The organism is Oceanobacillus sp. FSL W8-0428, assembly GCF_038004405.1.
Taxonomy (GTDB): Bacteria; Bacillota; Bacilli; order Bacillales; family Amphibacillaceae; genus Oceanobacillus; species Oceanobacillus sojae.
The window spans coordinates 1,952,314-1,976,259 of the sequence record NZ_JBBORB010000001.1; the positions used below are offsets into that span (position 1 = coordinate 1,952,314).

At 38.6% G+C, this 23,946-nt stretch carries 21 protein-coding genes and 1 pseudogene; 14 read left to right on the forward strand and 8 right to left on the reverse strand.

Features of this window, described 5'->3' with window-relative positions; genetic code table 11:
- The first annotated feature begins 4 nt into the window (after positions 1 to 4).
- From MKY30_RS09095 to MKY30_RS09120, 6 genes are all read left to right on the forward strand, one after another.
- Positions 5 to 1,339, forward strand: coding sequence for an ABC transporter substrate-binding protein (locus tag MKY30_RS09095; protein ID WP_339284385.1), 1,335 nt, complete (start codon positions 5 to 7; stop codon positions 1,337 to 1,339).
- Between the two features lie 165 nt (positions 1,340 to 1,504).
- Positions 1,505 to 2,125 (forward strand): YesL family protein, encoded by a 621-nt coding sequence (locus tag MKY30_RS09100; protein WP_339284387.1) that lies wholly within the window; start codon positions 1,505 to 1,507, stop codon positions 2,123 to 2,125.
- 235 nt (positions 2,126 to 2,360) lie between these two features.
- Positions 2,361 to 3,320 carry an ABC transporter permease subunit gene (locus tag MKY30_RS09105; protein ID WP_156985855.1) on the forward strand — a complete coding sequence of 320 codons (960 nt, stop codon included), beginning with the start codon at positions 2,361 to 2,363 and terminating at the stop codon, positions 3,318 to 3,320.
- A gap of 15 nt (positions 3,321 to 3,335) precedes the next feature.
- Positions 3,336 to 4,226: a carbohydrate ABC transporter permease gene (locus tag MKY30_RS09110; protein WP_147209112.1), complete on the forward strand. Its 891-nt coding sequence runs from the start codon at positions 3,336 to 3,338 to the stop codon at positions 4,224 to 4,226.
- Between the two features lie 24 nt (positions 4,227 to 4,250).
- Entirely contained in the window at positions 4,251 to 5,873 is a 1,623-nt protein-coding gene (locus MKY30_RS09115; RefSeq protein ID WP_147209113.1) for an extracellular solute-binding protein, read from the forward strand.
- Positions 5,874 to 6,197: 324 nt separating this feature from the next.
- Positions 6,198 to 7,073, forward strand: coding sequence for an alpha/beta fold hydrolase (locus tag MKY30_RS09120; protein WP_341083595.1), 876 nt, complete (start codon positions 6,198 to 6,200; stop codon positions 7,071 to 7,073).
- Between the two features lie 85 nt (positions 7,074 to 7,158).
- Here MKY30_RS09120 and MKY30_RS09125 read toward each other — a convergent pair whose 3' ends face one another.
- Positions 7,159 to 7,599 carry an RrF2 family transcriptional regulator gene (locus MKY30_RS09125; RefSeq protein WP_077604821.1) on the reverse strand — a complete coding sequence of 147 codons (441 nt, stop codon included), beginning with the start codon at positions 7,597 to 7,599 and terminating at the stop codon, positions 7,159 to 7,161.
- A gap of 155 nt (positions 7,600 to 7,754) precedes the next feature.
- On the opposite strand from MKY30_RS09125, the gene hmpA reads away from it, so the two are divergent.
- The gene (hmpA, locus tag MKY30_RS09130; protein WP_077604820.1) at positions 7,755 to 8,972 is read left to right on the forward strand and encodes an NO-inducible flavohemoprotein; all 1,218 of its coding nucleotides are present in this window, start codon (positions 7,755 to 7,757) and stop codon (positions 8,970 to 8,972) included.
- A 137-nt stretch (positions 8,973 to 9,109) separates the two neighbouring features.
- On the opposite strand, the gene MKY30_RS09135 is transcribed toward hmpA, so the two are convergent.
- Entirely contained in the window at positions 9,110 to 9,427 is a 318-nt protein-coding gene (locus tag MKY30_RS09135; protein WP_260051773.1) for a TetR-like C-terminal domain-containing protein, read from the reverse strand.
- A 206-nt stretch (positions 9,428 to 9,633) separates the two neighbouring features.
- Complete coding sequence (locus tag MKY30_RS09140) at positions 9,634 to 9,780, reverse strand: hypothetical protein (RefSeq protein WP_341083602.1); 147 nt, start codon at positions 9,778 to 9,780, stop codon at positions 9,634 to 9,636.
- Positions 9,781 to 9,920: 140 nt separating this feature from the next.
- On the opposite strand from MKY30_RS09140, the gene MKY30_RS09145 reads away from it, so the two are divergent.
- The 4 genes from MKY30_RS09145 (at position 9,921) to MKY30_RS09160 (ending at position 15,626) form a co-directional block, all read left to right on the forward strand.
- A complete protein-coding gene (locus MKY30_RS09145) occupies positions 9,921 to 11,399 on the forward strand; it encodes a UDP-N-acetylmuramoyl-L-alanyl-D-glutamate--2,6-diaminopimelate ligase (protein ID WP_077604818.1) in 1,479 nt (492 codons plus the stop codon).
- Between the two features lie 155 nt (positions 11,400 to 11,554).
- The gene (locus MKY30_RS09150) at positions 11,555 to 13,306 is read left to right on the forward strand and encodes a sensor histidine kinase (RefSeq protein WP_341083604.1); all 1,752 of its coding nucleotides are present in this window, start codon (positions 11,555 to 11,557) and stop codon (positions 13,304 to 13,306) included.
- On the forward strand, positions 13,294 to 14,025 hold the full coding sequence (locus tag MKY30_RS09155) for a LytR/AlgR family response regulator transcription factor (protein WP_339284392.1): 732 nt from the start codon (positions 13,294 to 13,296) through the stop codon (positions 14,023 to 14,025). The genes MKY30_RS09150 and MKY30_RS09155 overlap by 13 nt, the downstream gene beginning before the upstream one ends.
- Before the next feature lie 149 nt (positions 14,026 to 14,174).
- Complete coding sequence (locus MKY30_RS09160) at positions 14,175 to 15,626, forward strand: carbon starvation CstA family protein (protein ID WP_147209131.1); 1,452 nt, start codon at positions 14,175 to 14,177, stop codon at positions 15,624 to 15,626.
- Between the two features lie 651 nt (positions 15,627 to 16,277).
- Here MKY30_RS09160 and MKY30_RS09165 read toward each other — a convergent pair.
- Complete coding sequence (locus tag MKY30_RS09165) at positions 16,278 to 16,493, reverse strand: hypothetical protein (protein ID WP_339284393.1); 216 nt, start codon at positions 16,491 to 16,493, stop codon at positions 16,278 to 16,280.
- 257 nt (positions 16,494 to 16,750) lie between these two features.
- Here MKY30_RS09165 and MKY30_RS09170 point away from each other — a divergent pair.
- Positions 16,751 to 17,049, forward strand: a pseudogene (locus MKY30_RS09170) (YrhK family protein).
- 46 nt (positions 17,050 to 17,095) lie between these two features.
- Here MKY30_RS09170 and MKY30_RS09175 read toward each other — a convergent pair.
- The 4 genes from MKY30_RS09175 to corA all read right to left on the reverse strand — a co-directional run bounded on the left by MKY30_RS09175 (position 17,096) and on the right by corA (position 21,244).
- Complete coding sequence (locus MKY30_RS09175; protein WP_341083605.1) at positions 17,096 to 17,905, reverse strand: creatininase family protein; 810 nt, start codon at positions 17,903 to 17,905, stop codon at positions 17,096 to 17,098.
- Positions 17,906 to 19,312, reverse strand: a complete 1,407-nt coding sequence (locus tag MKY30_RS09180; protein WP_186813556.1) for an APC family permease — start codon at positions 19,310 to 19,312, stop codon at positions 17,906 to 17,908.
- Positions 19,313 to 19,399: 87 nt separating this feature from the next.
- The gene (locus tag MKY30_RS09185; RefSeq protein WP_147209141.1) at positions 19,400 to 20,167 is read right to left on the reverse strand and encodes an IclR family transcriptional regulator; all 768 of its coding nucleotides are present in this window, start codon (positions 20,165 to 20,167) and stop codon (positions 19,400 to 19,402) included.
- 126 nt (positions 20,168 to 20,293) lie between these two features.
- Complete coding sequence (gene corA, locus MKY30_RS09190; RefSeq protein WP_341083606.1) at positions 20,294 to 21,244, reverse strand: magnesium/cobalt transporter CorA; 951 nt, start codon at positions 21,242 to 21,244, stop codon at positions 20,294 to 20,296.
- Positions 21,245 to 21,479: 235 nt separating this feature from the next.
- Between corA and MKY30_RS09195 the strand changes: the two genes are divergently transcribed.
- Positions 21,480 to 22,658 carry a M20 metallopeptidase family protein gene (locus MKY30_RS09195; protein WP_147209144.1) on the forward strand — a complete coding sequence of 393 codons (1,179 nt, stop codon included), beginning with the start codon at positions 21,480 to 21,482 and terminating at the stop codon, positions 22,656 to 22,658.
- Positions 22,658 to 23,941 carry an amidohydrolase gene (locus MKY30_RS09200; RefSeq protein ID WP_339284395.1) on the forward strand — a complete coding sequence of 428 codons (1,284 nt, stop codon included), beginning with the start codon at positions 22,658 to 22,660 and terminating at the stop codon, positions 23,939 to 23,941. Before MKY30_RS09195 ends, MKY30_RS09200 begins: the two co-directional genes overlap by 1 nt.
- Positions 23,942 to 23,946 lie beyond the last annotated feature (5 nt).

A 23,946-nucleotide genomic window follows, 5' to 3' on the forward strand; every position in this document is an offset into this window, starting at 1 on the left:
TATCATGAGAAGAAGAATAATTTATTACAGCTTATTTGTGATATTAGTCAGTATTGTCATTGGTTACTTGATTATATTGGTACAACCTTTGTCTATACAAGATGAAAAGGAAGACTCTGAGCAGAAAGAAGAGATGGAGGACGTTGTTGAATTAACATTTTGGCGTAATTACGGAAATGCAGCAGAAAACAAGGCTTATAACGAGATTCTGGAAGATTTTCACCAATCCCATCCTCATATTCATGTCACCATGCAAAATATAGAGTATGCCAATTATGAAGTAGAGCTGCGGACAGAACTAGTTACTGGTACGGGACCGGATATAATGGCAATTGACAGTCCTTATTTAGCTCTATATGCGGAGGCAGACCTCCTGATGCCGTTAAATGAATATTTAACAGAGGAAGACAGACTGGAGGAAGATTTCCCGGAGACAATTACCCAAGGATTAACTTACAATGATCAATTATATCTGATGCCATTAATCGAATCGAGTATCGCCCTGTACTACAATATGAATCTATTGGAAGAAGCAAATCTTCCCTTTCCGGATAGCAATCCTGCTAACCCGATGACATGGGAAGAAATTGTTACGTTATTGAAAGCAGTTCAGAGACCGGAAGAAGGAATTTACGGTATCGATCCAGCCCAAGGATTTGGGAGTGGCGAGGCGCCTGCTTATTTCAAACTTCCGATTATCTGGCAATTTGGCGGGGAAGTGATTAGTCCTGATGCAACAACAGCCAGCGGATACTTAGATTCAGCAGAAACGATGGAGGCTTTGCAATTTTATCAGGATTTATACCATAAAGATAAAGTGGCTGTCAGGGAGTTTCCAGCGAATGCTTTTGAGGAGGGCCAATTAGTAATGACGGTACTTGGCGCGTGGGCAATAACGGATTTAGAGAAAAATGGATTGAAGCTGGGAGAGGACTTTGGAGTTGCCCCGCTTCCAAAATCAAAATATCAGGTTGTTCCGAATGGAAGTTGGGCGCTTGGCATACTTTCCACTACCAGTCATCCTGAGGAGGCATGGGAATTTATCCGCTATGTAACGAGCTATGAGCCTATGAAGAAATATAGCTCTATCACGGGAGAGGTTCCAGCACGTTATTCAGTAGCCGAAGATCTTCCTGAATTTAATACCTACCCTTATAACATCTTTGCAGAGCAAGCATATTCTTATTCCAGAAATCGTCCGGTTACACCGGTCTATCCTGATATAAGTATAGCGATAAAAAAATTATTTGAAGATGTTGGCCTGGCGAATAAGGATGTAGAAGCTTCTGTGGAGGAAGCGGTAGAAGCTATTAATCAGCGTCTGAGACAAGCCGATTAATTTTTTTGACTCTAAGCCAAAGATTTTATAATATCTATTCCAAAAATATTACAATCGAGAGCCTTGCTTTTTTGATACAGTGATTATAAAGAGATTTCTTCCCTATAGGATAAATTGGGCCTTTACTGGCTGTTAATCTGTAATAAAAAAGGAGCAGAGCACAATATGATTGAAAAAAGATGGTATATGCGGATGGGTACGCTTGGCTTCAATTTAATATATTTAAATCTATTATGGGCAGCATTTACTTTATTGGGAGGCATTGTTCTTGGTATCTTTCCGGCAACAGCAGCTCTGTTTGCCGTTGTAAGGAAAATGATTCTTGAAGATGAAGATGCAGCGGTATTTCCGGAGTTTATTACTCATTTTAAAGCCTCATTTAAGACATCTAATATACTCGGATATATCGTTTCTTTTATCGGTTTATTCCTGTTAATAGATTTTCGTATTGTACAGAATATCAGTCAGGAAAGTATGCAGGTGCTGCTCTTTAATCTTATTCTTATCATTGGTATATTTTATCTGGTAGCAATGCTTTATATCTTTCCGGTATATGTTCACTTTGACCTGAAGTGGAATGAATATTTCCGATATGCTTGTATATTAACGATTGCCCGTCCTTTACAAACAATTATGTTAGCAGCTTTTGTTGCGGCGGTTATCTACTTATATATACTCGTTCCAGCATTAGTTTTTGTAATCGGCGCCAGCTTTATGAGTTTTGTGATGATGAAGATTGCCTCATTATCATTTCCTAAGAAGCAAGTTTTACATGAATCCACATAATTAGATAAACCTGTGAAGTAAAGGAACACTTTTACTCCACAGGTTTTTAATTTCTTGTCAGCCTGTGATTATCCTTTTTTTTCCTCAGAGTAATATTTCGGAATCGAAATTATGAACCGAAAATTTTATAATTCATCGCCCTAAAATATTGAAATAAAACGCATACAAACTTTGCTATATTTAGATTACGAGAAGATTACAGCAAAGAGTAGAGCTTAAGCAAGGGAGGGTTTAGATGGCAACATCAAAGTCAGATACATTATACGGCAACACACCGCCAGTAAAGAAAAAGAAAAGCGGTGCGCTGGCATATATCCGAAAAAATTATATTCTTTATTTGTTTTTGTTACCAGCTATTGTGTTAGTTTTTATTTTTAATTATGTTCCAATGTATGGAGTAACCATTGCTTTTAAAGATTTCAGCCCTATAAAAGGGGTGTGGGAGAGCGAATGGGTAGGATTTGAGCATTTTCGTAACTTCTTAGAATCTCCTAACTTTCAGCAAATTTTTATGAACACTATTAAATTGAGTGCCTTTGACCTTTTACTAGGGTTTCCAGTTCCAATTATTCTGGCACTGATGCTGAATCAATTGAGAAAGGCGAGAGTGAAAAAAAATATTCAATTAATCATTTATGCACCACATTTTATCTCAGTGGTAGTTATTGCGGGAATGATTTTTATTTTCTTATCCCCGGCAGGTCCTCTAAATACCATTCTCGGTTTGGTATTTGATCAGCCAATTTCATTTATGTCTGAACCAGGATATTTTCGAACGATTTTCATTGCTTCAGGTATTTGGCAAGGGGCAGGATTTGCTTCCATTATTTATGTGGCAGCACTTTCCAATGTGGATCCGCAGCTGCATGATGCAGCCACAATGGATGGTGCAACATTGTTGCAGAGAATCCGACATATTGATCTACAGGCATTGAAGCCGACGATGACTGTGTTGTTTATATTAGCGGTTGGAGGAATTATGGCGATTGGTTTTGAAAAGGCTTACTTACTCCAAACTTCTATGAACATACCGGCTTCAGAGATTATTGATACGTACGTTTACAAGCGGGGGCTGCAAGCAGCAGACTGGTCTTTTGGTGCGGCGATGGGATTATTTAATTCAATTATAAGTCTAGTCTTATTAGTTACCGTTAACTTTATTGTGAAAAAAGTAAATGGAGAAACATTGTATTAGAGAGGAGGCAGTTTCATGGATAATAAATTAATTAATAATTCTAAGTCTGATAAATTTATCTTATTTCTTAACAAAATTATGTTAGGTCTGATTGTACTAATCGTAACTGTCCCTCTTTTGTATGTTCTGCTGGGTTCCTTCCTGCAGCCTGATGTATTACTGACAAAAGGAATCTCTTTTAATCCCAGTCATTGGACAATAGATGGCTATGTCCGTATTTTTCAGGATGGCACAATTATGAGAGGCTTTTTAAATTCTATTCTCTATGCGACTGGTTTTACATTGGTATCCGTCATCTTTACGATTATGGCAGGCTATTCTTTATCTGTTGATGGCTTAGTTGGTAAGAAAGCCCTTATGCTCTATTTCATTATTACGATGTTTTTTAACGGCGGGATGGTACCAACTTATCTGTTAGTAAGAGAACTGGGGATGCTCAATACACCGTGGGCAATTATCTTGCCAGGCGCAATTACTGTTTGGAATATTATCTTGGCAAGAACGTATTTTAGAGGATTACCAAAGGGACTGATAGAAGCTGCAATGATTGACGGGGCTTCCGATGCGAGAATATTTTTAAGCATTATTCTGCCGTTATCGAAACCGATTATCTTTGTACTAGCCCTGTACTCTTTCATTGGCCAATGGAATGCCTATTTTGACGCAATGATTTATTTGGAAGATCGAAGCCTGTATCCATTGCAGTTAATCTTACGTGATATTTTGATACAAAATGAAGTGCAGCCGGGGATGATTGGAGACCAGATGGCAAGAGCAGAATTGCAGCGTCTGGCAGAAATGATTAAATACTCGGCAATTGTAATAGCAAGTTTACCATTGATGATAATGTATCCATTCTTCCAAAAGTACTTTGAAAAAGGTGTTATGGTCGGATCATTAAAATAATATAAAAAAGTGAGGGATAAAAGTATGAAAGGTTTATATCGTTATTTAGCGGCAGCTATGTTTGCAGGTCTGCTACTCATGGCGGGCTGCGGGAAAAGTGATCAAGCATCGTCAGAGGATTATGAATTAAGTGACATCACCTTTCCGATAGAGGAAGAGGATATCAGCTTGAAGTTTATTACAGAAAGCTCGCCAATGGCGCCGGAAGACCCTAATGATAAGTTAATCCTGCAACGTTTAGAAGAACAGACAGGGGTTCATATTGACTGGAAGAGTTTCTCGGGCGAATCCTTTACTGAGCAGCGTAACCTGGCAGTCGCAAGTGGTGACTTACCAGATGCTATCATGAATACACATTATAGTGATTATGAATTATTGGATTTAGCCTCTGATGAAGCAATTATTCCTGTAGAGGATTTAATTGATCAGTATATGCCGAATCTGCAGGCTGTGTTAGAAGAAGCACCGGAATATCGTGCTATGATGACAGCACCAGACGGCCATATCTATGCTTTTCCGTGGATTGAGGAATTAGGATCTGGCAAAGAAAGTATCCATTCTTTAGACGCTACAGGATGGATTAATGTAAAGTGGTTAGATGAACTGGGCTTAGAAATGCCTTCAACGACAGAAGAGTTAAAAGAGGCATTGATTGCTTTCAAGGAGAATGATATGGCTGGAGATGGTCAAACGATTCCATTATCGTTTATGATCAGCAATGGCGGGGAAGATGTATCCTTCTTATTCTCACCATTTGGTGAAGGAGAGAACTGGGATCATACCGTTGTTACCAATGAAGATGAAGTCTTGTTCACCTCTGCGCAGGACGGTTATAAAGATGCTATTAACTATTTAAATGAATTATATGAATTAGATTTGATTGATGTAGAAGCCTTTGAGCAGGAATGGAATACGTACTTAGCTAAAGGACAGGAAGGACGTTACGGTTTATACTTTACGTGGGATATGGCAAATATTTCCGGCACCGAAGATTATGCAATGCTTCCTCCGTTAGAAGGACCTGATGGACGTAAGCATGTCGCCCGATCCAATGGAATGGGATTTGACCGTTCACGTATGGTTATTACATCTGCAAATGAGAATTTAGAGCTGACAGCTAAGTGGATTGACCAGCTGTATGATCCGCTGCAATCCGTACAGGATAACTGGGGAACTTATGGAGATGAAGAGAAGCAAAATATCTTTGAATATGATGAGAATGAAGGTATGTTGAAACATTTACCGTTGGAAGGTACAGCACCGGTAGAACTGCGTGAAGAGACATCTATTGGCGGACCGTTAGCTGTTTTGGATAGTTATTATGGGAATGTAACGACGATGCCAGATGATGCAGCATGGAGATTGGATCAGCTGCATGAAACATTAGTGCCTTACATGAATAATGATAATATTTACCCAAAAGTATTTATGTCTTTAGACGAATTAAAGCAGCTTAGTGATATTGAAAATGATTTATTCCCATATGTGGAACGCAAGAAGTCTGAGTGGATTACCAATGGTAAAGCAGATGAGGAGTGGGAGGACTACCTTGCCGAATTGGATCGTTTAGGTTATCAGGAATGGTTAGAAATCAAGCAAGGTGCCTATGATCGAAATGCAGAAGTAGAGGCAGAGGCTGTAGAATAGTTCTATATAGAAATTAACTCGACCTTATACAGGAAAGATAATCCTGTATAAGGTTTTTTAAGTAGAATAGAAGATTTTATGAGTTAGTTTAAATTAATGAAGCATTTGAAAAAAAGGAGTAACAATGAAGCTGATGGTAAAAATGGATTAATAGTCAGCTTGAAAATGTATTAAAATAAACCGCAAAAAATCAAAGGTAAGTTTAGTAGGCAGGATTTGGTTTCTGTGATTTTTGTTTTATAGAAGAACGAACCAAATTTTTCCATGGTAATATACTTGCGATTTGAATAATTATGTTAAAATTCAAATAAGGGAGGTTTTAAAATGTGGGAACAAGAAATTGTGAAAACAGCAAGGGGAAATTTCGAAATTTTTCGTAAAGGAGAAGGAGAACCTTTATGTTCAACACATTTATACAGTGCGTTCAATGAGCTGGGGGACTATTTTTCCAGTGAGTTTACCGACTATTTCTCGGTGATTCTCGTAAATTTAAGAGAAGCCGGAAATTCCTGTGAAGCAGAGGAAGAATACCAATTAAGCATGGCGGAATCAGTGTATGATTTGGAAGCAATCCGGGAAGCTCTAGGTTATGAAAAATGGGCTTTTGCCGGACATTCAACTGGCGGCATGCTGGGATTGAAATATGCGATTTTAAAACCGGATTCTTTAACAAAAGTAATTGTAGGCGGAGCAGCTGCATCGAAGCAGTATATGAAGCACCCGGAGAGTATTTACTGTAAGGAGTCTCCTCATAATAAACGTTTATTAGAAATTCTTAACATCTTAAAAACGTCAACGAATAAGGCCGAGCGACAACAGGCGAATAAGGAATGGTCAGATATGTCCTTATATTATCCAGAGAAAAGAGAAGAATATTTCCAAAAGCCGAGCAGCGGGAAAACCATAGGAAGCAGGCTGGATTATTATTCATATACGGAGTTACCAGAGTACGACATTACGCAGGAATTGCCAGGTGTAAAAGTACCTGTATTTGTATACTGCGGTGTACATGATGCGCAGTGTCCATATGTGTTTTCAGAGGAAATCGCGATGAAGCTGGCTAATTCCAGATTATATGCTTATTCTTACAGCAACCATTTTCCGTATATTGAGGAGAAGAAGAAATTCAGCGAGATGGTCCACGCATTTGTAAAAATAGAGGACGGGGAAGACTTAAACAAGAATAAAGCACATTCCTGAAAATAAATAATTGCTTTAAAGAGATGTTCTTGTATCACTGTCTTATAAATAACATCATGATAAATTGCAGGAGCATCTGCCTGTATTAACTTTTCATCCCCATCAGTTCCTTCAGTTCTTCCTCATTCTGTATCAAATCTTCCAGCGTATACTCCTCCAGCACTTTAAAAAATTGAAATAATGCCTTGTTTAAAACATGCTTCAGGGAGCAGCCTGGTGAAATTACACAATGATTTGTCTCTTTATCAAAGCATTCGAGTAAATTAAAATCACTCTCCAGTGAGCGGATTAATAATCCAATATTTATGTCAGAAGCAGGCTTAGCAAGACGGAAACCGCCATTTCTGCCTCGTACTGATGTCAGTAATCCTCTTTTCGTTAAATCATGGACAACCTTTCTCAGGTGCTCTGGTGAGATGGAATATACGTCGGATACTTCTTTGATTGTTGAAAGTTCGTTCTCTTCCTTTAACCCTGTAAAAATCAAAACGCGTAAGGAGAAGTCTGTATATTTTTTTAAGTTCATAGTATCTCTCCGTTTGTTAATTATTTCACATAATTGTAACATAAATTTGCTTTAGACACATTGAATTCACATTTTAACAGGAATAGAATAAAAGATGTATTCGAAATACATCTTTTAATGATAGAAGCACTATATAATAAAGGAGCGGTTTTTAAATGAGCACTGAAGCAGGGTTAGATCAAAAAACAATTGAAATTATTAAATCAACAGTTCCCGTATTACAGGAGCACGGGGAAGCTATTACAAAACATTTTTATAAAATTATGTTAGAGAATGAACCAGAATTAAAGAATGTTTTTAATCAGACGAATCAGCGGAAAGGGGCACAATCAAAAGCATTAGCCGGGGCTGTATATGCAGCGGCAGCAAATATCGAGCATTTGGAGAATATCCTGCCTAATGTGAAACAAATAGCGCATAAACATACGAGCTTAAATATCAAGCCAGAACAATATCCTATCGTTGGGAAGTATCTGTTAATTGCGATTAAGGAAGTGCTTGGAGATGCTGCTACAGATGAGATTATCGAGGCATGGGGAAAAGCTTACGGTGTGATTGCAGATGTTTTTATCAGCGTTGAAAAAGAAATGTATGATGAAAAACAAAATGCACCTGGAGACTGGGTTGGATTTCGTGACTTCACTGTCGCAGAGAAAATCCCGGAAAGTGAAGTCATCACATCCTTTTATCTAAAACCTGCTGATAATGGAGAAATTCCATCTTATCAGCCGGGACAATATATCACCATAAAAGCACAAATTGATGGTGAACCTTATGATCATTTGCGCCAGTATAGTTTATCAGCGGCTCCCGGCCAGAATTTTTTACGAATCAGTGTGAAGCGGGAGAATGAACACAACCCTGAAGGCATTGTATCGAATTATTTACACAATCAGGTACAAGAAGGATCCGTTGTTTCCATCACTTCGCCGTCTGGAGACTTTGTATTGAATGAAACAGAACAAAAACCATTAGTGTTAATTAGTGGAGGAGTCGGCTTAACCCCATTAGTAAGTATGCTGGAAGCTGTCGTAAAAGAACAGCCTGAAAGAAAGGTTATCTTCATCCATGCTGCTAGATCTAGGGCGTATCATGCAATGAAAGACAATGTAGCTTCTATTGCAGAAGCAAATAAGCAAGTAACGCATTATGCGGTTTATGAGGATAATCCTAATGCGGATGTTTGTGATAAACAAGGTTTTATTGATTACGATTGGTTAAAAACCGTTATTCCAACTACGGATGCATCCTTTTACATGTGCGGCCCTAAAGGATTTATGAGTGCAATAAATGGACATTTAAGAAAATTAAATGTTGCCGATAATGATATTCATTTCGAATTCTTTGGTCCAATGGATGAGCTTGCGAATTAAATAATAATACTGGTGAGACTGGTTTAAGAAGAGAGTCTATTTGAAGAGTTATGGTTAACTTTTGAGTAGGCAAACATTTTCTTGAGCCAGTTTTTTGTTTTAGAATGTAAATAAAAAAATTCTGAACAAATGCTTAGCTAATAATTATTTAATTTGTATTTAGAAGCTGGATGATAATTCAAAATTTTAATTAATTGATTTGTCATATCCTCCACTGGTGTCTGAAAATCACTTTTTATCCAATTTATAATTAACCCCCAAACACCATAGGCCCGATAAGTGATGAATAATTCATTATCCATATCGGTTTTTTGGTTTGCGTAGTTAGAGATATCATTTTTATGCAGCTGAATAAGTGTATTGATAAATTGTGACTGGAATCCGGGGATACCTTCTGAATCCTTCCACAACTGGTAGAAAGCCATATTATTCAATATGTGATAAAAAATAATCACATTTGAAGTGGATAAACTATCAACCGTCAGCTACTTTTTATTTTTGTAGGGAAAACGAAAAGATGTCGTTAAATCTTCTAAGATAGAATGAATTAAATCTTGGGCTAATGCTTCTTTATCCTGGTAATGCCATAAATGAAATAATAAAACCAAATAATAGGCTCCATTTATAAAAGTGAAAAAAGTTATTTATAAATGGAGCCCACCTATAAAGACTTATCCTCTTCCGTTTTATTCTGGCACGCAAAGCAGACCAGTGTATGATTCTCCTGTACAACACCTTCTAAAAAGCCGTTATGACAGTAAACGCTTTTCCCGCATAAAGTGCATGTGCCTACGAATTCCTTCTCCATGGTCAGATTTTCCTTCCCTTTTTTATTTATAGTATAATAGATAGCATTATTATATATATTTATACTAGCTAATTATATCAGTACATACCAAAAAATATTAATATTATTATAGGATTTAAATGTAAGAGGAGGATGAACAGGTGAACTTAAAAGAACTGGTTCATTTACTGGCAATAAAAGAAACGGAAGGCAGCACAGATATTCCTGTCACCGGTATTCAAATGGATTCCAGAAAAATAGAAAAAGGAAATATTTTTATTTGTGTACCAGGCATTGATGGCTTTTTAACAGACAGGCATGATTATATTGAGGAAGCTGTTTCAGCTGGAGCAGCGGCAATTGTTGTTGAAAAAGAGGTGGATAACTATCCGGGTGTTACCAAAATTCAGGTGAAGGATGCCAGGTATGCAATGGCAGTAATGGCCACTCATTTTTATAATTATCCCTCCAGCCAGCTTAAACTCTATGGGGTTACAGGAACAAACGGCAAAACAACAACATCTTACATAATAGATACGATATTTTCTAATCATAAATTAAATATGGGATTGATGGGGAATAACGGAGTGAAAATCAAGGATAAATTAAATCCTGTCCAAATTAATACGCATGAACCGCCTGCTTTACAGAAAAACTTAAGAGAAATGGCTGACCAGGGAGTAGACTGCTGTGTGATGGAAGTAAGCTCCCAGGGACTGGATATGGGCAGAGTGATAGGATGTCATTTTAAAATTGGTATATTTACAAACCTAACCCAGGATCACTTAGATTATCATAAAGATTTTGAGAAATACAAAGCAGCAAAGGGACTCTTGTTTTCCAGATTAGGGAATAACAGCTCGGGTAAAAATAAATCTTATGCCGTGTTAAATGCTGATGAGTCTGCCTCTGCATATTTTAGCAAGATAACATCAGCTGAAGTCATAACCTATGGTATTGATAATAAAGCAGATGTTTCTGCAAAAAATATTACTATGGGAGCCGGCGGTATTTCCTTTAAAGCAGAAACCTTCAAGGGAGAAATAGATATTCAATTAAAGCTGATTGGCCGTTTTAATATTTATAATACACTAGCTGCCATTACAGCAGCTCTACTGGAAGGTATCCCTCTGGAAAGTATTCGGGACAGCTTGAAACAATTAGATAGTGTTCAAGGAAGAATGGAATCAGTTGATGCCGGCCAGCCTTTTTCGGTACTTGTTGATTACGCGCATACACCAGATGCTTTACAAAATGTATTGACCACCTTAAAGGAATTTGCCGAAGGGCGTGTTATTACCGTGTTTGGCTGTGGCGGGGATCGTGATCCTGATAAACGGCCAATAATGGGAAGCATTGCAGGTGCTTTCAGTGATTATGTAGTAATTACTTCAGATAATCCAAGAACAGAAGAACCATCAAAAATAGTAGCACAGATAGCGGAAGGGATAGGTGATAGCAAATATCAATGTAATGTTGATCGTAAAGCTGCTATTGAAACAGCTATAAAAATGGCTCAGCCAAAAGATATTGTACTTATTGCCGGAAAAGGACATGAGACATACCAAATCGTCGGCGACCAAACCACCCATTTCGATGATAAAGAAACAGCTGCTGCCATTTTAAAAAATCTATCATAATTTAAGACTCTATTTGGCAGAAAGCGTGCAGTTTTTGCTGAATAGAGTTTTTATTTATCCTGATAAACGCTGTGAGCACCAATTTTCAAATTTCTAGGAAACTGCTATAATAATGAGAGCGTTTTCGAGAGAGTAAAAAGGAAAGGAGCATTACGATGTTCGAATTATTAATTACGTTAGTAGAACGGGTTGGAATTATTGTAACGATAGCCTTTGTTTTGACAAGGCTTCGCTTCTTCCGGAAAATGTTTTATCAGGATCAGCTGAATCGCCAGCAGACTCTTACTGCAGTTATGTTTTTTGCCTTTTTCGGGATTATTGGAACATACACAGGGCTGAATGTAAACACAGAAAGCCTGCAATTTAATCGCTGGGCATCAGATTTGATGACAGAAGAAGCCATTGCGAATTCGAGAGTCATTGGAATTGTTATTGCAGGGTTACTTGGCGGCCCAAAGGTCGGTATTGGGGCTGGAGTGATTGCTGGTGCTCATCGTTTTACTCTGGGAGGATTTACAGGAATTGCATGTGGCGTGGCAACCATGATTGCAGGAGTTATCTCAAGTTTGTTTTACAGGAAAAATAAACGAATTAAGCTGAAAACAGCTTTTTTTGTAGGAGCCTTTGCTGAAGCTGTACAAATGCTGGTGATAGTTGCTTTAGCCCGTCCGATAGAGCAGGCGTGGGCTTTGGTCAATTTAATAGGATTACCGATGATTCTGGCAAATGGCATTGGCTCTGTACTGGTTCTGCTGGTTATTAAAAGTGTATTAAAGGAAGAGGAGAAGGCTGGTGCGGTTCAGGCCCAAAAAACATTAAGAATCGCTGATCAGACACTCGCGCATTTACGGAATGGTTTACATATGGAAGGTGCAGAGGCAGTTTGCCGTATTATTCATAAAGAATTGAATACAAGCGCAGTATCGATTACTAATAAAACAGAGATTCTTGCGCATATCGGTCTTGGACATGACCATCATCAGCAGGAAAATCCGATTCAGACAAAGATTACATTAGACGCAATAGACAGCGGGAAAATCCAAATGGCAACAGCAGAATCGATTCATTGCACAAATGCAGATTGCCCACTGGAAGCTGTTATTATTGCTCCTCTTAAAGAACGGGGAGAAATAATTGGCACACTGAAGTTCTATTTTCAATCAGAAAATGATTTAACCAATGTGAATATGGAGCTTATTTCTGGGTTAAGCTCCATGATTAGTCATCAACTGGAAATTGGCCAGGCCGAGCGAGTATATCAATTAGCGAAAGAGGCAGAAATCAAAGCGCTTCAGGCACAAATTCATCCACATTTTTTATTTAATACACTAAATACGATTGTATCACTAATCCGTCTTCATCCGGTGAAGGCCAGAAAAATGCTTATTTCTCTGTCTCATTTTATTAGGCAGAATTTATCTGCAGCTACTCAAAAAATAACAACCTTAGAACAGGAGCTGAAGCAGGTTCAAGCCTATTTATCCCTGTATGAGGAACGATTTAAAGGTAGGCTGCTGGTCAAATATGTGATTGATGAAGAGGTATTATCAGAAATCATTCCTCCTTTAACCTTACAGCCAATTGTTGAGAATGCAATCATGCATGGATTTAAAGATAAGGATAGTGACTGTATTTTAGAGGTTATGATTAATAAGCAGCAAAAGGGTGTTTATATTGGAATCAAGGATAATGGTAAAGGAATAGAGAAGGAAGTAGCCAATCAAATACGACGTAAACCAATTGATTCAAAAACTGGAAGCGGGTTAGCGCTATACAATGTCAATCGGCGCTTAAATATTCTTTTTGGAGAAGAGGCTTTGCTTCAGATTGAAACAGGGCAGGATGAAGGAACAAATATATATTTTGTCTTATCGCATAAGGAGGGGAAAGAGCAATGGGTCAGCTGATGAATGTACTAATCGTTGATGATGAACCGTATAATCGAGAGGAGTTAAAGCATTTATTGAATGATTTCCCGCAGATACAATCCATTAAAGAGGCAGAATCAGGAGAAGAGGCTATTATGAAAACGATGCAGCATCAGCCTGATGTTATCTTCTTAGATGTGGAAATGCCAAAGGTGAGCGGGATGGAGGTAGCAAAGGCAATCAAAAAATTAAAAAAACCTCCGTTTGTGGTATTTGCAACTGCGTACCCGCAATTTGCTGTGGAAGCTTTTCGATATGACGCAGTAGATTATTTGTTAAAACCATATGATGAAGAACAGCTTGGGGAAACAATCCAAAGGCTTGAGAAAAAAATTGGTGTGGAAGAACAGGGGAATTCGGGAAAGATGCTTGGGAAGCTGGCAGTAGATGTGGAGGGAGATATTCATTATTTAGAACTCAATGATATTTTATATATGTCACGAATAGAGAAACGCACAAAATTAGTTACCAGGCAGGGTGAATTTGATACAAAAATGCCTCTGAAGCAGTTGGAAAACCGCTTGCTGGCATATGGGTTTTTCCGGATTCATAAGAGTTTCTTAGTTAACCTGGAGCATATTCAGCGGTTAACACCATGGTTTAACGGAGCGTATCACTTACAGCTGGAGGGAAGCAAAGACACGTTATCTGTCAGCAGAAACTATGTAAAGGCATTACGGACAAAATTAGAGATTTAATTTTTCTTTCGGTTGCATCTTAATAACTTAAAAGAACATGATAAATCTAAAAAACAACCTTTTGTTCCTGATTTCTCCTCTTTTGATCTTGTATATTTTATACTTTATGAAAGCGTGTTCACTGTAAAACTTATAAAGGGGGAGAAAATTTGTATACATTTCTGGCGGGAATTGTTTTATTAATTATTGGATATTTTACGTATGGGAAATTTATTGAGAAAATGTTTGGGGTAAAGGAAGATCGTCCAACTCCTGCTTATGTTAATGGAGACGGTGTGGACTATATTCCAATGAGCACGCCGAAAAATTCACTGATTCAGCTTTTGAATATTGCAGGGACGGGTCCGGTATTTGGTCCGATTATGGGAGCGTTATATGGGCCGGCTGCATTCATCTGGATTGTAGTAGGCTGTATTTTTGCAGGGGCAGTGCATGATTATTTAACAGGAATGATCTCCATTCGTAATCGAGGAGCACATTTACCGGAGCTTGCGAGTAAGTTTCTGGGGAAGGTTATGAAGCATGTTGTAAATGGGTTTGCAGTATTACTGTTATTATTAGTTGGGACCGTATTTGTTTCTACTCCGGCAAGTCTGCTTCATTTACTTTCAGATGGACGTGTAGCATTATGGATTTTTATTGCATTTATTTTTGTTTACTATATTTTAGCTACATTACTTCCTGTTGATAAAATTATTGGCAGACTTTATCCTTATTTTGGAGCTTTGCTTTTAATCAGTGCACTTGGTGTAGGAATTGGTCTGGTTGTTACAGGAGCTCCAATTCCAGAGCTTTCCTTCCAGAATTTCCATCCTGAGGGAGCTGCAATTTTTCCATTATTATTCTTTACCATTTCCTGTGGTGCTTTATCCGGCTTTCATGCCACACAAACACCAATTATTTCACGTACCACAAGAAGAGAAAAAGAAGGACGCAAAATTTTCTACGGTATGATGATTGCCGAAGGGATTATTGCAATGATCTGGGCTGCAGCTGCTATGAGTATGTTCAGCGGTTATAATGGATTAAACGAAATTTTAGCAGCGGGCGGACCTGGGGCTATTGTAAGTGAAGCTTCGACAACATTACTGGGAGCCATCGGTGGAACACTTGCTGTGCTTGGTGTCATTGTACTGCCAATAACTTCCGGAGATACAGCTTTTCGAAGTGCGCGTATGATTATTGCAGACTATTTAAAAGTTGCGCAGAAAAAGTTTTCTAGCCGCTTGTGGATTGCATTGCCGTTATTCGCAGTATCTGTTGTTTTAACGCAAATTGATTTTAATTTATTGTGGCGTTATTTTAACTGGGCAAACCAATCGACGGCAGTAATTGCTCTCTTTGTAGCATCTATGTACCTCTATATTGCCAGAAAGAATTATTTTGTCGCGCTGATACCGGGAACTTTTATGCTGATTATGGTGATTACCTATATTTTATCACAGCCAATCGGATTTAATTTACCTATGAATATATCATGGGGCGGTGGATTCGTGGGTGCAGCGATCCTGGTTGTTCTATTCTTTAAAGCTGCTGTTAAAGCACGCGCTAATAATATTCCGCTTGAAGTGGATGTTTCGGATTGGAAGAAAGCTTCTTAAAACAAAGGAAAAGATGCCTGGAGATAGGCATCTTTTCCTTTGTTTGTATTCAATTCGTTGAAAAAGCTTTCAACGTAAAGGTCTTATGCCGGTGAGAATCCTGTTTGCACTCAATTCGTTTTTCCTTTGAAGCTTAACGGGTTGATTATCCTCCATCGTAGCACGGTATAATGTAATATTCTCATCCAAAGAGATAGTCCAGGCAGCTGCGTTATCCTTTTTTAAAACAATGGCCAGAGTTCCAAATTGTTGTGTGTTTCCCCGATCAAAATGTTCTGTTTCGCCATTAGCTGTGATTGTAATCCCCTCTGGATCGCTGGTTAAATCTACATTTTTACCTTGCCATGCACCATGTGTCTGTGCTCCTATGTAATAGTAGCTTGTTCCATTCCATCACCTCTGTCTCCGTAAGTAGCAATAAATTGCTGGATAGAATTACCGATTGTTTGATAAGTGACAGCAGCAATAACGTTTTCGCCAGCCATTCTACTTTCACCTCACCCGCAACTGTAGAAGGAAGTCTCTCCTGTGCGCGGGCAAAAAATGCCGAAGTAAGGACGATAATAGATCATCTCATTTGTTTGCATATTCTCTTTGATAGATAAAACATGCTGTTTATCAGGCGAAAGGACTGTCACGCTTTTAACAAGCTCATTGCTGCTGGAGAGCATGGTTAACTGACCTGCTATCAAAAGAACCGTAATGCCGATACTGATTAGCTTGAATCTTTTGGTGGTAAAGAGCAAAAGAAGAATAGCCAGTAACTGGAGAGGCCATAAAAAAAGCCGGTTTTTGGTAAACAATAAAACTGGTAATTGTAAATATAATAATCTTTAAACCGGATATACTCAGTAAAAGTGGTTTCATAAAATGTGCTCCCAACGTATTTGCTTTTAGACTGATCAACCAGCCTGTAGTCTATAGTGATCGATAATGCAACTTAATAAATCATAACATGAATAAGAATCAGGATGAAAGAAGGCAAATTTAAAATAGACACTGTTTTCAGTTATTCAAAGTTTATACTTTGAGTGCCTGAGCTGTTTTTAAGCAGGCATTCAAATTGTAAAAATTTACATCTTTCCTAATAATGGGTAAGGTAGTTTGGAAGGAGGGAAAACAGTATGTCGTTTAATAAGTATAACAGGGAACTGGATTTGCATCTGGAGCGGGTGGAATTAAAAGTAACCTCGATTTATAAGCTGCTCTATCAGATTAATGATGTGATTCTTGGATTAGTTTTCCTGATGGGAAGCATTATGTTACAATGTTTGCAGGAACTGTCTTATTCGTAATCGGTAGTATTCAAATGCTGATTCGTCCTGTTATTTCGATTGTACATGATTTCCATTTGTCGGTTCGGAGGAAAATACTTCTCATAATAAAGAATCTAATAAATCCTGCAGCCGTTAAGTTAATTTGAACGGCTGCAGGATTTTTCAGAATCTGTTCGTGAAAGAAGTTTTGTTTTATAAAGGAATATCTTTTTTTCGGATTTCTACATCTATCTTTTCTTCACAATAGGTTACAAATTCAGCGATATTGGCAATCATAGTATCATGATAGATTTTTCCTTTTACTGCGTCTGCTTTTGTAGCATCCCCCATGATACCGATTCCTTTTGTTGCCTGCCTGTATGTGCCGACATCACTGGCAGTAATCATTTTATCACCGGAGACATGAGGGTCATGCTGCATAAAACGATGGTGCTTCGGGATATTAATTTCAGCTTTTTCTGGTGAACAAAGGTCAAGGAAGAAATGGTACATTTGAGAGGCTTCGAGTTCTTCTGCATGACCAATACCTCCCTCTGCAACTTCACTGAGCTCCTTTCCTTTTTCAGCATTAATATAGAAAGGATCAGCTATTGCCAGGAAAGCACCTGTCCGGTTTCGTACTTTTGTCATACCAATTTTAATTGGAGGTAAGTTGGCCTCACGATGTCCATTGATTAAAATAATTTTACTGAATCCATGATATATGAGACTTTCACACATATCTTCAACAATGCTTGTTAATGTTTCAGGGCGTAATGTAATAGTTCCTTTATAAGCCATATGATGAGGCGCCCAGCCTGTCCATACTGGCGGAGCAATCAATGTGCCAGTTTCCTTGGCAACATCTTCGGCAATTTGCTGGGATAGATAAGCATCCGTTCCCAACGGAAGATGCTTGGCATGCTGTTCTACACTTCCAAATGGCATCAGTATCGTACTTTTTTGCTTTAAATAATTTTCTACATCTTCCCATTTATTTTCCTGTAACCATAATTTTTTCATTTAATTCGACTCCTTTTCTGTATTACGTGTTAATTCTTTCATCTGCTCTTCATCTAACAAATCCCAGCGGTCTTTGGAATAGACGAAATACCAAATAGTTAATAGAACAATCCATGAAAAGCCGATCAGCAAAGGCAACGGTTCAATATATGTGAGAATCCATATACAGGCAATAGCTGCTAATATCGCTAATATTGGAATGTTCCTAATATTTATAGGATAACGAAAGCTGGGAGTGAGTTCTTTTCGGGTCACCCGGACTATCACCAGAGCTATATTCATAAGTGCCATCATAAACCAGTTTGCAAATACGGCTGCACTTACTAATAAATTGATTGCTTTGGCATATCCCAGTACAGTCGTCATTGTTGCTAGGAGGGCGATAATACCAGTAAAGATAATAGCCGTATATGGTGCTCCTGATTTTTCTCCCACCTTTGCAAAAATACGGGGGAATGCATTTTCACGTGCGCCGGCATAAAGCATTCGTGAAGATCCGAGTAAGCAGCCGAGTGTAGAAGTCCCTGTTGCCGTTAATGCAGCAATGGCAATTAATACTGCGCCGATACCCGGCAGTACATTTTCAATTGCTAGAGATAAAGGAGCACTGGAGGCCGCCAACTCTGCCGGGTCTGCTGATGATACCACACCATACCCCGTTACAATATATAAAATAACAACAGTGATGAGAGCAGAAACTTGTGCCAGCGGCAGATTTCTTCTCGGATTTTTGGCCTCTTCACCAAGTGTTAAAACGGCTTCAACCTGCATTTGTCCAAATGCGATCAAAGCAGTAGCTGCAAAAACACCGCTCCACCCATTAGGTAAAAAATTATTGTGTTCAAATGGTCCCAATGGGTTAGCTGAAATGGCAATAACAGCAATAGCAAACAATGCAACTACTTGAATAATAGAGAAAAATGTGTTTACCTTTCCGGTGGCTTTGATTCCCACTAAAAGCAGTCCGGTGATAACGATGGAAATAACTGGTGCAACAATTGTTGGGGGCAGGTTCGGAAAAATGAAATTAAAATACCCCGCAAAGCCCAGATTTACTGCACCAGCAGCAAAAGAAAATGATAAGAAGTATAATCCTGCACACCATAAAGCAACTAATTTTCCTAAGTGAGAGGATATTGGTGCAAAAGCAAACTTAGAATAGGCATACGAAGCCCCTTGATAAGGCCAGATAGAAGCTAATTCCGCATAGCTCATAGAGGAGAGTGTCGCAACTACTCCTGCAATAATAAAGGCAATAAATAAACCAGGACCAGCTTCGGCCACTGCGGGTCCAATAACCGTGAATATTCCTCCGCCAATGAGAGCACCTACTCCGACACTCCATAAATCAACAAATCCCAAGCCGCGTTTCAGATTGCTTGTCGTGCTGTTATTTGCAACGGCCATATAATTTAACCTCCATCTCATATAATGATATTTGAAATCCATTATATAAGAATCAGAAAAATAAATCTATTGAATATATTAAAATTTTCACTTTTTTATTGAATCCTGGATTTCTTTTGCTGTTTCTTTCAGTATCTTAATATAATAAAGTTCATCTTTTTCAAAATCTGTATCTAATCCAGCTATACTTAGAGCAGCCAGAATATTATTAGTTACCGGTTCAAAAATGGGGACGGCGATCCCAGTTGTTCCTTCGATAAGCTCTCCTCTGCTGATACTATAACCTGTCTCTATAATTTGCTGAATTGCTTTTTCCGTCTCCTCTATACCAGCTGGTGTTGCTGGTGTGAACTTTGTCCATTTTGCTTTATGGAGGATAGCGATTCGCTCGCTTTCCCCCATATAAGCTAAAAGTGTTCTTGGGCATGAAGCTGCGTAAAGAGGAGCCCTTCTGCCAATAGCAGGATATAGTTGTATAGGCCGCCAGGATGGGACTTGTTCTATGTATAAAGCATCATGCCCATCCTGGACAGCTAATTGTATATTCAGGTTCCACTCATTACGAAGCTCTTCCATTCTGCTTCTTGCATAATCCCTAATATTAAATTGGCGATGTACCATCATTCCTTTTTCAAATAAAGAGAAACCAAGACTATACCATGTTTTATGGGCAGTTTTGGTTCGTTTAATATAGTTGTAATCTTCTAATGTAGCAAGCATACGGAATACTGATGACTTTGGGATTCCGGTAGTTCTCGCCAAATCTTCAGCGGTCATCTGAAACTTTTTTTCTGAGAAGCAGTTAAGGAGCTGCAGTGCTTTTTCAATGCTGCTTAGTGATTTTTTGTCATTCATAGAGATCCCCCATTTGATTGAATTTTCTTATTTAGATAAAGTATATCATTCGTATTTATTGGAAGGGTAGAGAAAGAAGGGGATTCAAAATAAAAAAAGAAAGACATAAAAATTGTCTCCCTTCTATTAAAACCATTTCTTAAATTTAAAATAAATAATAAGTATAACACTGATAAACAGCATAACAGCAAGAACTGCAAAATAGCCAAAATCCCATTGTAATTCTGGCATATTCCGAAAGTTCATGCCATAAATTCCAGTAATTAATGTCAGAGGAAGAAAGATAACAGAAACCAGCGTTAATATTTTCATAACATTATTTAAGCGGTAGGAGTTTAAAGAATCATAGTTATCCCGAATATCTCCAGTCATTTCCTGTGCGGACTTAATGATATGCATCTGTTTAATAATATGGTCCTCAATATGGTGTATATACATTTTCTGCTTCTTTGTTTTTATGAAGGATGTTTCGTCTTTTACATGCTGAATAAGCTCCTGCATCGGTACGGTGACGCGTTTGAGTTTAATAATAAGCGAACGGATCTGGAATACATCCTCCATCAGCTTGTTATCTGTAGCATCATTAACATGCCGGTCTTCAAAAGAAAAAACTTCGTCTTCGATATGGTACACGTATTCAAAATAACTATCGACGATAAGATCTAAAATAATAAAAGCGATATCTGCGGGTGTAACAAGCTGGGAAGGGGAGCGCCTCTGAATAGCTTTTTCTATATTGCCCAGCTTTTTCAGCCTGTCCTGATGATAGGTTACAAGGATATTATCTTTCATAAAGAGATTAATAGCTTGTGCACGGTAATCTTTTGGATTTATCAGGTGTAAGACTAAGAATTGGTATTCTTGATATTCTTTAAATTTTGGACGTGAAACAGTCTTTATCGTATCTTCTATGGCCAGCGTATTAAAATGAAATTTGGAAGCAAGCAGTTCGCTTTCCTCTGAGGTTGCATTAATAAAATCGTACCATATAAAAAGCGCATCGTCTGGTACAGCATTGGTATTTTCTGTTTGCTCCCATTCTTTTGAAGCTGTTTGATAATGTATGAAGATTGGCATAGTAAGCTCCTTATTTGTGGAATGAAATAGCTCTCAGTAATTAGTAGTCTTTATTATATAACAAAAAATAATTACATTGGAAGAAGGTGAACAAATCAATTTTTAAATGGTATGCTGAAAAAGCCCTTAATTATAATAATAAAGAAGCAGGGCTATGTTAAGTAAATTGACATTTGGAGTTGTGTTCATTAGACTTAAAACAGAAATTTCCAAATATATAAAGAGGAGTGATGTTATGTCAGTTCGCACTGATATTGTCGGAGATGTTATTAAATTTCGCCGTTTATTACATGAAAATCCAGAATTAAGTGATAAAGAATTTGAAACATCCAAAATAATACAAGAAGAGTTAGATAGATATGGAATACCTTATACAGCTGGATATGCGGGAACAGGTGTATTAGGAGTAATTGAAGGATCTCATCCGGGTAAGACAGTTGGGCTGAGAGCAGATATAGATGCTTTGCCAATTGATGAAATATCTGGAGAATCCTTCAGCTCTAAAAATCCGGGGGTTATGCATGCTTGTGGTCATGATGCTCATACAGCAATGCTTATTGGTGCGGCTCGTTCACTATTGGCCAGGAAGGACGAGATTTTTGGGAAGGTCTTATTGATTTTTCAACCTGCTGAAGAGAAGTCGCCGACCGGCGGTTCCCAAAAGATGATGGATGATGGTGTTTTTGATGTGCATGAGCCGGATGTATTAATCGCCCAGCATGTATGGCCAGGCTTGCCGGTAGGTACATTTGGCGTGATGGCTGGACCAATTATGGGTAACTCTGACCGATTTAAATTAACTATTAAAGGTTCTGGCGGACATGCCTCGATGCCACATGATACAGTTGATGCTATTATTGTGGCTAATCAGGTGATCAATGCATTGCAGACAATTACAAGCAGGAATGCAGATCCCTTTGAACCAGCTGTGGTGACAGTCGGAAAGATTACAGCGGGGACACAGCATAATGTTATAGCCGAAACAGCAGAAATTCTTGGGACGGTCAGAACACAATCTGATAAAACGAAACAAATGATTAAGCAAAGATTCATTGAGATAGTAAAAAATGTTACAGCGGCTATGGGAGCAGAAGTCGAAATTGAATACCTGGACGGTTACCCGGCCACAATAAATACCCCAGAGTGGGCTGAACAAATACGAAAGACCGTAACCGGTCTGTATGGGGAAGAAGCTGCTCCAGTACTGAATCCGAGTCTGGCAGGAGAAGATTTCAGCCGCTTCCTGCAAAAATATCCTGGTGTCTATTATTGGCTGGGGAGCTCTGTCGGTGAAGGCCAGAAGCCATTACACAACCCGGCGTTCCGCTTCAATGAAGATGCTGTAGAATACGGTGTTACGACAATGACACAAGCAGCTATCGATACACTACAGACACTCAAGGGGGATAAATAATGCATAAAGAACTGCAGGAGTTTGCTGTTGATGTACGCAGGAAGTTTCACACCTTTCCAGAGGTTGGATTTACGGAGTTTATCACTACTTATGAAATTTATCAATTATTGCAAAGTCTGTCTTTTGATTTATATATTGGAAGAGAAATATTAGAAAGCGATGAACGCTATGGAGTTCCAACAGCGGGAGAAATCGAAGCAAGTAAAGAAAGGGCAATAGCATATGGTGTTCCAGAAGCTTTTGCTGAAAAGCTTGATGGCGGTCATACAGGAGTAGTGGCAGTATTAGATACTGGAAGAAAAGGCCCGCACATTGCGATGAGATATGATATTGATGGCTTGCCTATCACTGAGTCCGATGAAAAAGGACATGTGCCATTTGATAAAGGCTTTCTCTCACAGCATCCAAAGGAAATGCATGCATGTGGACATGATGGGCATATTAGCATTGGTCTTGCTGTCGCAAAATACCTGGATGCACATAAGGATGATCTGACAGGGAAATTCACGATTATCTTTCAGCCGGCTGAGGAAGGCTTAAGAGGAGCAAACAGTATTGTTCAAAAAGGCTGGCTGGATAAGGTAGATTATTTTATGAGTGGTCATCTGGGCATTAATTCTTTACAGGCAGGCAGTATAGCAGCAACAGCTGATCAATTACTGGCAAGCACAAAATTTGATGTAACCTTCACAGGAAAATCTGCACATGCAGGTGTAGAGCCCAATGAAGGGAAAAATGCCTTAACTGCAGCGGCAACAGCATTGCTTCAATTAAATGCTATCCCCCGGCATAGAGATGGGACAACAAGAATTAATGTAGGTCGTTTATCTGGGGGCAGCGGACGGAATGTGATTGCAGATGAAGCTGTAATGCTGGTGGAAACACGGGGAGAAACGACAGAGTTAAATCAATATATGTACGATGAAGCAGTGAGAATTATTCAGGCAGCAGCTGCCATGCACGATGTCAAAGCCAGTATCCGGTTTATGGGGCAGGGATTGGGATCTAAGTGTGACGCAGAATGGATTCAAATTGTAAAAGATGCATGTGAAAAAAATTTAGATGTAAAAGAAATTTATGATGTGCTGCCATTGAAAGCTTCTGAAGACGCGTCATATATGATTGACCATGTTCAGAAAAATGGCGGGCTTGCCACATACATGGTTTTCCCTAGTTTGTTACCGGCCGGGCATCATCATCCGAATTTTGATATAGATGAAGACGCTGTTCGGACAGCTGTATCAGTATATATTGATATCATAAATTATTTGCAGCATAAGTGAGGTGA

Bases quoted from the DNA above. Each gene is read 5' to 3' on its own strand.
- MKY30_RS09110 (WP_147209112.1), top strand. From the start codon at position 3,336: ATGGATAATAAATTAATTAATAATTCTAAGTCTGATAAATTTATCTTA.
- MKY30_RS09155 (WP_339284392.1), top strand. From the start codon at position 13,294: ATGGGTCAGCTGATGAATGTACTAATCGTTGATGATGAACCGTATAAT.
- MKY30_RS09175 (WP_341083605.1), bottom strand. From the start codon at position 17,905: ATGAAAAAATTATGGTTACAGGAAAATAAATGGGAAGATGTAGAAAAT.
- MKY30_RS09095 (WP_339284385.1), top strand. From the start codon at position 5: ATGAGAAGAAGAATAATTTATTACAGCTTATTTGTGATATTAGTCAGT.
- MKY30_RS09140 (WP_341083602.1), bottom strand. From the start codon at position 9,780: ATGGAGAAGGAATTCGTAGGCACATGCACTTTATGCGGGAAAAGCGTT.
- MKY30_RS09185 (WP_147209141.1), bottom strand. From the start codon at position 20,167: ATGAATGACAAAAAATCACTAAGCAGCATTGAAAAAGCACTGCAGCTC.
- corA (WP_341083606.1), bottom strand. From the start codon at position 21,244: ATGCCAATCTTCATACATTATCAAACAGCTTCAAAAGAATGGGAGCAA.
- MKY30_RS09120 (WP_341083595.1), top strand. From the start codon at position 6,198: ATGTGGGAACAAGAAATTGTGAAAACAGCAAGGGGAAATTTCGAAATT.
- MKY30_RS09180 (WP_186813556.1), bottom strand. From the start codon at position 19,312: ATGGCCGTTGCAAATAACAGCACGACAAGCAATCTGAAACGCGGCTTG.
- MKY30_RS09100 (WP_339284387.1), top strand. From the start codon at position 1,505: ATGATTGAAAAAAGATGGTATATGCGGATGGGTACGCTTGGCTTCAAT.
- MKY30_RS09200 (WP_339284395.1), top strand. From the start codon at position 22,658: ATGCATAAAGAACTGCAGGAGTTTGCTGTTGATGTACGCAGGAAGTTT.
- MKY30_RS09150 (WP_341083604.1), top strand. From the start codon at position 11,555: ATGTTCGAATTATTAATTACGTTAGTAGAACGGGTTGGAATTATTGTA.
- MKY30_RS09195 (WP_147209144.1), top strand. From the start codon at position 21,480: ATGTCAGTTCGCACTGATATTGTCGGAGATGTTATTAAATTTCGCCGT.
- MKY30_RS09105 (WP_156985855.1), top strand. From the start codon at position 2,361: ATGGCAACATCAAAGTCAGATACATTATACGGCAACACACCGCCAGTA.
- MKY30_RS09115 (WP_147209113.1), top strand. From the start codon at position 4,251: ATGAAAGGTTTATATCGTTATTTAGCGGCAGCTATGTTTGCAGGTCTG.
- MKY30_RS09125 (WP_077604821.1), bottom strand. From the start codon at position 7,599: ATGAACTTAAAAAAATATACAGACTTCTCCTTACGCGTTTTGATTTTT.
- hmpA (WP_077604820.1), top strand. From the start codon at position 7,755: ATGAGCACTGAAGCAGGGTTAGATCAAAAAACAATTGAAATTATTAAA.
- MKY30_RS09165 (WP_339284393.1), bottom strand. From the start codon at position 16,493: ATGAAACCACTTTTACTGAGTATATCCGGTTTAAAGATTATTATATTT.